Source organism: Streptococcus infantis, from assembly GCF_019929575.1.
Classification (GTDB): Bacteria; Bacillota; Bacilli; order Lactobacillales; family Streptococcaceae; genus Streptococcus; species Streptococcus infantis_L.
This window is the reverse complement of sequence record NZ_JAHZPU010000006.1, coordinates 71,425-81,497: the sequence shown is the minus strand read 5'-3', so window position 1 is coordinate 81,497 and position 10,073 is coordinate 71,425. Positions and strand designations below refer to the sequence as shown.

The 10,073-nt window shown below is 41.3% G+C and carries 2 protein-coding genes; both read right to left on the bottom strand.

All coding sequences use genetic code 11. From position 1 onward, the window contains the following. The coding region (locus K1I67_RS03705; RefSeq protein WP_223338816.1) for an accessory Sec-dependent serine-rich glycoprotein adhesin at nt 1-2,447 on the bottom strand (2,447 nt) is incomplete at its 3' end. A 676-nt stretch (nt 2,448-3,123) separates the two neighbouring features. Further along, nucleotides 3,124-9,894, bottom strand: coding sequence for an SIALI-17 repeat-containing surface protein (locus K1I67_RS03700; RefSeq protein WP_223338814.1), 6,771 nt, complete (start codon nt 9,892-9,894; stop codon nt 3,124-3,126). Between the last annotated feature and the right edge of the window lie 179 nt (nt 9,895-10,073).

Here is a 10,073-nt window from a genome sequence, read left to right as displayed (position 1 = left end):
CCTTCCTCAGTAGTGTCATATGGTGTGTCATATGGTGAGTTTGGTGTGTCTTGACGAGGTTTTTGAATCTCTTTACCCTTCTCATCCACATAAGTGATAACAACTTCACCTTCTTTAAGTTTGTAGATGTAAGTTACATTCTTATCCTCTTTAGCAACTACACCTGTTGTTGGGTCTGATGATGTAAGATGTCCTTGGTCATCAACTTCACCTACTGTGTAGTTACCAGCTGGGACTAACTCGTAAGTCTTACCTTCGAATGTAATCTCGTTCGGACGATTGTCTACAACTGTATCGTAGGCCTTATTAACTGGTTGATCTTTTTCATCGGTTACATCTGGCTTAATAGTCTTACCTTCTGTATCTTGATAATGCACGTAAACATTACCTGTAGCATCTGTTTTACGGTAGTAGTGAGTTACATCGGTAGAAATTTGTTTAACAGAAGGAAGCGAGTAGTTGTTGAAGAATGATGGATAGCCTGAAGCTTTATCTCCCGGTGTATTCCCACCAATGATGTTGGAAGTGTTGTTTCGAACCGGATCGACATCTGTTGAGAATTGTGGTGAGGCTGTAAAGGCATCCCCAGTAGCCTTATTGTACCAACCACTCAAACGCACATTCCCATTTCCACTATCCGTATATGTTTGTACACGAAGATGGTATTGCCCATCCTTACTGTCAACATATCCCAGATCATTTAAGGCATCTTTTGTTCCAGCAGGTGTTGGCTTACCTCCTGGTTTAACAGGATCTGAGGTATACAACAATGTATAGTTATCTAAATTAAGATTATTTACATCAGTTGCCGGGCTATATGATGACACCTTCGAAGGATCTAAAGCATACAATTTAACAACAGATGTACCATCTTTATCTACTTGTTCTACAATACGTTTCACATAGTAGTGAGCGCGCCCACCTTGGAGTTCCAGGTACTTAGCTCCAACACCACCGAGTGATCCAGTCATGTCTTTTTCTGATTGAGTACGGGTAAACTCGTAGCCTTCAAATGTACGCGGATTAGAGGCATGATAAGTTTGACTCTCAATACCCGTTTGAGCGTATGAAGCCAATTCCTCATCTGTACCCTCAACTTTATAGTGAGTTGTATGCGTTACTTTTTCAGTTGGAACGACTGTTTGAACATTTGGCTTTGTGTCCCCAACATTTCCTGGTTTTGTTGTGTCACGAATTTGAAGAATATGGTGCTTATATTTGTCATCAGAAGTTGGACCAGCATCACGGTTATTAGTCCATGTTCCTAGAATTTGCGAAACTTCTCCAGTAGTATAGTCAAATTGAGGTGCATAAGTAGGATTTTCTTGCACCAAAGTCTTAAATTGGTAAGTTGACTTGGCAGTCATATCCAAAGTTTCTACTTCTTTACCCGTAGCTTTTTCTACCAAACGGGCATGAACAACTGGAGTAGTTGTAGTTCCTACAGTTGAACGATCAACTGAGAATGTTACATAGTAACCACCATTGTTATAGGTAACACCACCTTGATTTGCAGGACCTGCCCAGTTTTGAAGATCCCAGATTGAATAGGTATAGCGTTCTTCATTGGGATCCAATTTGTAGTTTGGATTGTCCAAGGCTGGATCTTCAATTGAAGCACCATTTGGTTGATCCATTTTTTCTACAACAGATGGCGCAGTAAGAGTAGTTGACGTTGAAATAGCATCCAACTGTGCAGAGACTGCTGGTGATCCGTTAACAGTAGTATTTCCTTCAAAACCTGCCACTGTTAAGACTGCCATCAGCTCATCCACTGACTTGCTCAAACGTGCACGTTGATCTGCATAAGCTTGAGCAGTTGCATTGGCCAAACTAGTGCTTGCAGACAATTCTGATTGAAGGTTAGCAACAGCCGCATGGATCGCTGCTTTTTGATCTGCATCTTGATGGTTTGATGCGTATTTTTCAGCGATGTTAATCAACAAAGCTGCTTCAGAAGCATTTTGTTCCAAGATTGCTTTGTCTTCAGACACAGGAGCATCTGCAACTAGTTCAGATGAAACTACTGTATCTTCTTTTGTTTCAGTAGCAGATTCATTTAGAGTTGCTGATTGGTCCGTAGAACCTTGCTCACTCAATGATTCTGACTCTGTTGTAACTGCAGGTGCACTAACCAAAGCTGATGCAGTTGTTGCATCTTTTCCTAGTTCATCTGCATGACCAGTATGTACAAGCGATGTCGCACTAAGAACAGCTGCGGCCACGACAATCCCTTTTAAGAATCCTCGACTTGTCAGTCCCTTTTCTGACACCGCATCTTCATGCACTTCGGCTACAATAGTCTCTTCGACTTGACCACGAATCACTTTTAGAAGCCCAAAGTTCGAAGTAGATGCACGCAACCAATTCTTACCCGACTTAATTAATTTGAACCGAGTCACTCGATCGGTTTCACGGAATTCACCGTTTGAACGTTTAAAAAACATTGCAGTCTCCTTTTTTTTATTATTATCCACCCCCATTATACATGATTAGTAGACAAAAGCAAGCAATTTGACCTTAAACCACTTAAATACTATAAAACGGAGAAGTTCAGCACAAAAGCTATAAAATACTAACTTTTTAAAGTCATGAAAAATTGTAAAAGTGGACACTTGTGTACAAGGATAATCACTCTTCTAAACACTTGTCCCATACTGTACCAAGCATAAACCTGAACTGCAAAAATCGAACTGGATAGTATAGTAGAAAACGCAATCCAAGCCTTCTAGAATCTATTATAAAAGCTTAAACATGCATAACTATCAGCCTGTGAATAGTTTGTTCACTCTTGAGAGGTAGCTACTTGAGTCTAGGCCGTCTAAAGATTTACATCCTTGTAAAACTTGGCTACATCCCTAAGAAGCAAATACCTAGCACTCTCAACCTTGACTAAATTCTAGCTCACCACAATTGACGAAGAGACAAAAAAGCGAACAAGACGGAATTCTGACTCTCAGAAAACTCATTTTGTTCGCTTTTTATAATTGAGATTAGTTATTATTTTCAATCTCTAAAGTTTGGACAGTTATTACAGCAGTTTGTTTAAATAATGCTAATATTCTGCAATAATTTCCACAAAATCTATACTTCCTCAACAGTATTTCTTGAGTTAGACAGATTCTATTCGTCTTCTTTTTTCTTTCCCATTGCAGCTAGACCAAGAAGTGCTCCTACAGCGCCCAAGCTTGCGAGAGTAGCCGTTTCTTTAGCGCCTGTTTCAGGGAGACTATGTTGACGATTTGCAGGTGCTTGATAAGTCTTATCTTGTGATATAGCTTGAACCACATGTGACTGCTCATCCTTGTGTGTAGTGACTTCATGGATAGCTGCTTCCAAACCATTTACACCTCCAGCAAATCCAGGTACTTGATGAATAGGTGCTTGTCCACCAGGAACTCCTCCTTCAAAGTTTGGAACTCTGTGGACAGCTGCTTCAGAGCCATTCACACTACCAGTAAACTCTGGTACTTCATGGATAGCTGCTTCCAAACCATTTACACCACCAGTAAACTCTGGTACTTCATGGATAGCTGCTTCCAAACCATTTACGCCACCTGTGAACTCTGGTACTTCATGGATAGCTGCCTCTGTTTTACCTGATTCTTCTTTCTTAGTTCCGACTAGCACAATCTCATCTTGCGCCACTTCAACAACTTCACGCAGTTTTTCAATACGGCTTCCATCTGGTGCTACTTCTGTTAAGATACGTTCCTTGCCTGCGCGACCTACCTGAGTTACACGAGTTTCACCTTCTGGCAGAGTTGGATCTTCTTGTTTAACTGTCTTGAAGTTGATGGCTTCTTCTACCACTTCAAGACTTGGTTGAGTAAAGCTCAATTCTTTAACGCCTTCAGCTGGCTCAGATGTCCCTTCATAAGTACCAACTTCGATGACACGATCTTGTGCGTCTTCACGTTCAACCTTAACTGTCTTACGTGTATCTCCATCTACTTCTACATAAGTCGTTATTTGACCTGCTTTACCATCTGAAACAACTTGTTCCTTACCTTTAGCTAGGAAGGCATTCTCACGACGAACAGTATTAAAGGCGATTGGTTCTGTCGTTACTTCAAAACTTGGTTGCGTTTGAACTAAGACCTTATCTCCTTCAGTTGGAACTGTTGAATGTTTCACTTCCTCTTTCGGAGCAGCTTGAAGTTGGTTGATTGAAGTTAGAGCTGCTTGTAAGGCTTTATCTACTGCATCTTGTGTCTTGGCTGCTTCGATCGCTGCGAGAGCTTGCTCTGACAACTCAACTAGTTTCTTCTTAGCTTCCTTATCGTCACCTAGTTCCTTGCTCTTGTTTTGAATAGCCTCTGCCAAACTTGCCATAGCCTTGTCGTAGTCAATCTTAGGCTCTTCTGGTTGGGCTGGCTGCTCTGGTTTCGGATCCTCTTTCGGAGTCGCTTGAAGTTGGTTGATAGAAGTTAGAGCTTCTTGCAAGGCTTTGTCTACTGCATCCTGTGTCTTGGCTGCTTCAATCGCTGCGATGGCGTGTTCTGATAACTCAACTAGTCTCTTCTTAGCTTCTTTATCGCTACCTAGTTCCTTGCTCTTGTTTTGAATGGCCTCTGCCAAACTTGCCATAGCCTTATCGTAGTCAATCTTAGACTCTTCTGGTTGAGCTGGCTCCTCTGGTTTTGGTTCCTCTTTTGGAGTCGCTTGAAGTTGGTTGATTGAAGTTAGAGCTGCTTGCAAGGCTTTATCTACTGCATCTTGTGTCTTGGCTGATTCAATAGCAGTAAGAGCTTGCTCTGATAACTCAACTAGTTTCTTCTTAGCTTCCTTATCATCACCTAGTTCCTTGCTCTTGTTTTGAATGGCCTCTGCCAAACTTGCCATAGCCTTATCGTAGTCAATCTTAGACTCTTCTGGTTGAGCTGGCTCCTCTGGTTTTGGATCCTCTTTCGGAGTCGCTTGAAGCTGGTTGATAGAAGTTAGAGCCGCTTGCAAGGCTTTATCTACTGCATCTTGTGTCTTGGCTGATTCAATAGCAGTAAGAGCTTGCTCTGATAACTCAACTAGTTTCTTCTTAGCTTCCTTATCATCACCTAGTTCCTTGCTCTTGTTTTGAATGGCCTCTGCCAAACTTGCCATAGCCTTGTCATAGTTAGGCTCTTCTGGTTGGGCTGGGGTTTCTTCTACACCGTAGTTTTCTTCCTTATCAAGGATCGTTTGCAAGGCTGTAGCTGTTTTCAGAACTTCTTGTGCATTTGCATCACTTGCTGAAAGTTGCTCAGATAATTTGTCCAAGTTTGACTTGAAGGCTTGACGTGCCTCTGGAGTATTCTTCAAGCTTGTCTGGTCAAACTTAACCAACTCATCCTTCCAGTTCTTCATGGCTTGAAGCAACTCTTCTTTGGTATAAAGAGCACTATCTTCTCCATGAGTGATAAACTGGTCAACTTGGATACCAATATTTTTCGTAGTATCATTACGTTTTGGATCCAATTGCAAGGTTACAGCATGCCATCCCTCTTCAAGTCCTGTTAGACGAACGAGAGTCTGATCACCTTGACGTGTGGCAGCTGTACCACTGAAGTACTTCTTACCGTTGTATTCAGACGCATTACCTAGACCATCTTGATACTCGACTCTTCTACCGTCTAACGTCACCTTGTAGATACCATGACCTGGGTCTACAAAACCTTTAATTTCTAAACCTGTACCGTAGAAGTAGGCTGTTACACTAGCATTTTTCTTTTGCTCTTCTGTTAAACGACCAAATGACGCCCAAGACTCAGTGTTTTGGTATTTACCTGATGAATTGGTTTCATGGTGCCAACCTGGACTATAGTCAAGTTGACTGGCCTGATCATCATGACTGACTTGATCTTTTTGAAGCAATTCAGCTTTCATCACTCGAATCGTTGCTTCTGAAGCAAAGCCAAGCAAAGCCTCATCTGAAGCACTCGTCATTTTCACTTTGAAGTCAAAGATAGAGTCAGCTTGCTCCGTAAAGTCAATTGTTGGAATTGTCAAAGTCTTTTCTGTTTCACCTTCTTGGAAAGTCAAATCAGCTGTTGTATCCTTATAAACCTTACCGTGAACCCCTGTTCCTGGTTCAGTCACGACATGGACTGTTGCAGCTCCTTTGCTACCACCAACACGTTTAATGGTTACAGTAACTGGTTGTCCTTTTTGGACTTCATAGGTAGTTTCTTTCAACTCAAACATACCTTTACCAGCATTATTGAGCGTGTAGATACCTTCAGTTGCAATAGCTTTGCCAGTTTTGTTGACGAGTTTGATGGTGTGTTCACCTGGAGCCAAGTCATCTGTTTCATAAACCATCTGGCTACGTTTACGAGCCGCATTATTAGTTTGTACGTCTGCAACCTTTTGACCATCCACATAAACTGACATTTCACCGTGATTTGGATCCACTGTAGATACGACATAAGCCTTAGTTCCATTGAAGCGGTAGGTTACGCTAGCATCTTTTTGATTGGTCCACATGGATGTTCCACGAACGCCTTCAGATTCGTCATACCAGGTTGTATTTGCTTTATCAGCTGTTGTATTTGAATGGTAATCCAAGCCTAGAGGATAGCCATCTGTTTTTTCGATGCTACTTGGTGTCTTATAAACAGAGAAGTTTGTCAAAATAGGAGTTGCTTGTGAATTCGTGATAGTCACACGAATCTTTTGTGCTTCCACAGGTTGACCTTGGACGAGACGACGATAACCAACAGTCGAACCTTCTCCATATGGAACCCAGCGACCATTGAGCTCAACTTCAACCTTAAATCCAGAGATACGTTGACCTTTAGCAATATCTTCTTTGAGTTCGACTACGTCAAAGCGTCTCTTTTGACCGAGATCGACAGTAAATTCACCTGTCTTGGCATCATTTGACAATGCCCAACTAGTATCATCCTTACCATCTGTTAGGTTGTTCGCTTGATACAAGTGATTCTTACGGGTAGAGCTTGCTGTTACAGTTGCTCCCTTGGCAAAGTCAGTCGCATACATTTGATCCAAGGTTGCGCGGAATTCTTTCAAACGCGCCACGTCTGCATCTGCGAATTTACCTTCTTTGTTTGGTGGAATATTGAGAAGAAGTGGCGTTCCACGACCAACAGACTTGAAGTAGATATCCATCAAATCTTTGATTGATTTTGGTTGTTGATTATCATGGTAGAACCAACCTGAACGGATAGAAACGTCTGCTTCACCGACTGAGTACATATCTCCTTCTGGATCCCCATGGTTGAGATAGTCATTCTTCACATCATCAGTGATTTTAGCTTTCTTAACCTTATGCCAAACTGGATCTCCAGCGATACCACGTTCATTACCGATCCAACGGACACTTGTTGGTTGAGCAGAGAAGATAGCGATATCTCCTTCAGCTTCCTTGATGTACTTGAACCATTCGTCAAAGGTGTAGGTTACTTTTTGAGCTCCACTACCACGCGCACCGTCCATCCATACTTCGATAAATTTACCATTGTTTCCGTATTTAGGATTGCCAAGGATTTCTTTCAGTTGGTTGAGATAGTATTCGTTGTACTCTTTTTCAGTTGAAACATGATATTTAGGGTTGTTTGCGTCCCATGGTGATAGGTAAACACCCATATTCATATCATACTTAGTCGCTGATTTAGAGATTTCTTCGAGAAGGTCTCCCTTACCATCTTTCCATGGACTTGCAGCTACCGTGTGGTCTGTGTATTTAGATGGATAAATCACAAAACCGTCGTGGTGTTTTACAACCATGATTGTTCGTTTGAATCCAGCATCCTTCAAAGTCTTAATCCACTGGTCTGTATCAAGGTTAGTTGGGTTAAAGTTTTGAGGATTTTCTCTACCGTTCCCCCACTCAGAGTTGGTATACGTATTCATACCATAATGGATGAAGGCTGCCAATTCTTCCTTGTGATAGTCCAATTGAGCCTTGCTTGGAAGTGGTCCGTAGTTTCCAATTTCTGTTTCTTCGTCTTTTGGATCAACCACTGGAGTTACAGGAGTTACTGGTTTTGGATCTTCAATTTTTTCGTATTCAAAAATAACTTGGTTCACTCCTTTATGTTGGATGGTTGCTTCTTGACTTGCATTGACTGCACGATATCCTGCAATTTCTTTGGCTTGGAATCTATGAACAAAGGAAACATCGTATTCCTTACCTTCATTATTGTCCACAGTTGCAGTTGCTAATTCTTGGTCTGTACCTTTCAAGCGGTAATGAACATCAAAGGAACCTTTATTGACCTTATAAACCACCTTGATGACACGAGTTCCTGCAGGAGCCTTACTCACAACGCTATAATCATCTTCCCAAGCATCTTTCAACTGTTTATTGACGACTTTGCCATCAATCGATACAATCTCATATTTTTCTTTATTCTTCTTGTAGAAATCAGTCTTCTCAATTTCTGTTTTATAGTTATAGTCAAACTGAGTTCCAACTTCTGTCTTTTCAACAAAAGTATCGTTTTCTTTGACTGGATTATCATTTTGGTCTAGGTGTTCAACAACAACTCGTCCATAGTCAACACCTTCAAGGAGAGTTGCAACACCGCTTTCATCGAAGGAGTATTTGTTTTCACCGATTACTGCCGTCTCATTTCTGAGCATTTTCCCCTCTGGCGTGAAGTAATAACGATTGCCATTATCACCTTGATACCAACCTTTAACACCGTACTTGTCAATGATTTCTTTGACCCATGCCAATTGTTCTGGCGAGAGGACAAGCCCTCCTCCAAAGCGATCTTTTTCAGCGATGTTCATATTGTCAACAGTACCACGTTGGTGAATACCGATAACCTTACCATCACCGTTGATGATACCACCGCCTGAAAGACCAGAAACAGAAGTCAAACGATAGGTAACACCTACAGCGCCATTTTCATTGTACTTCTCAGTATCTCTAACGACACCGTCCGCCTTATACAATTGACCTGGAACAATTGGCTCCTTCAATTCTGGAGATGTTGAATCTGTAGGGTAACCGATTGTGCTAACAGGTTCACCAGCTTTGTATTCTCGATGCTCTGCTAGAGGAGTAAAGGTAGCAGCCTTATTTGGACTAGCAATTGAAAGCGGAACTGGGGCTACAACCAAGGCTAGGTCATTTTTATAGCCTTCACCGAATTTTTCTTTATTCCAGAAGTGAATATCCTTTTCCTTGAACAAAACAGTATTTCCTGAAGTTGGTAAAGAATTATTCTTAGCAGTATTTGAACCTACATTGTAGTAGAACTTAGCCGTATCACCACCACGGATAGAGCCAGCATTAGTATCTGCATCCTTAACCAAGAAATTATGAGCTACTGTCAAGATGATATTTGGAGCAACAAAGATACCAGATCCCGAGTTAAGGTAACGCTGACTACCACCATTTGCCAGAGGTGAGCTAAAAGTTGTATAAACCATCGCTGCTGATGTAGCTGGTTGCCCTTCATAATTGATGCGTTTAAGGTCTTGTCCACCATTGATAATGGCTCTATTTTCTTTTCCAGCTTCAGTTGGAGTTTCTTTCTTCGCTTTTAAGATGCTTTCAGTCTCTACTTGTGGGCTATCTTTTTCTGATACAATAGCTGATGTATCAACTTTTTTCACTGGTGTATCAGGATAAGCACGGTCAGGGATTTCTTCAGGAAGTAAATCGCCAGCCACTTCAGCAGTTTTTCCTTCCTCTGCCACTTTTTCAGCAGCAGCTTCTGTTTTTTCAGTTACTTCTTCTTTAACTGCCTCTACTTTTTCACGATCTACATCTGTCACTTCTTTCGCTTGACCTTCTACTTCTAGTTTTGGCTCTGTCGCGAGTTCATTAGCCGCAACATTACCAGATGCAAAAAAAGCAAGACCGACTGCTACAGAAGCAACACCAACAGTCAGTTTACGAATACTAAATATTCGACCTTTTTCTAAAAAATATTGTTTCATCAAATACTCCTAATCTTCTAGAGCAGTCAGCTACTGCCCGAGCCCAGTATTATCTGGCGACAATTTTTGTTTGATTTCCCTAGCTTAAAATTCTTACTCTGAGCTATTTATTTTGAACAAATACAAGAGTGTAGAAATCGCTTACATTTTTTGAAAATAAAATAATGCTTCCATTAGCA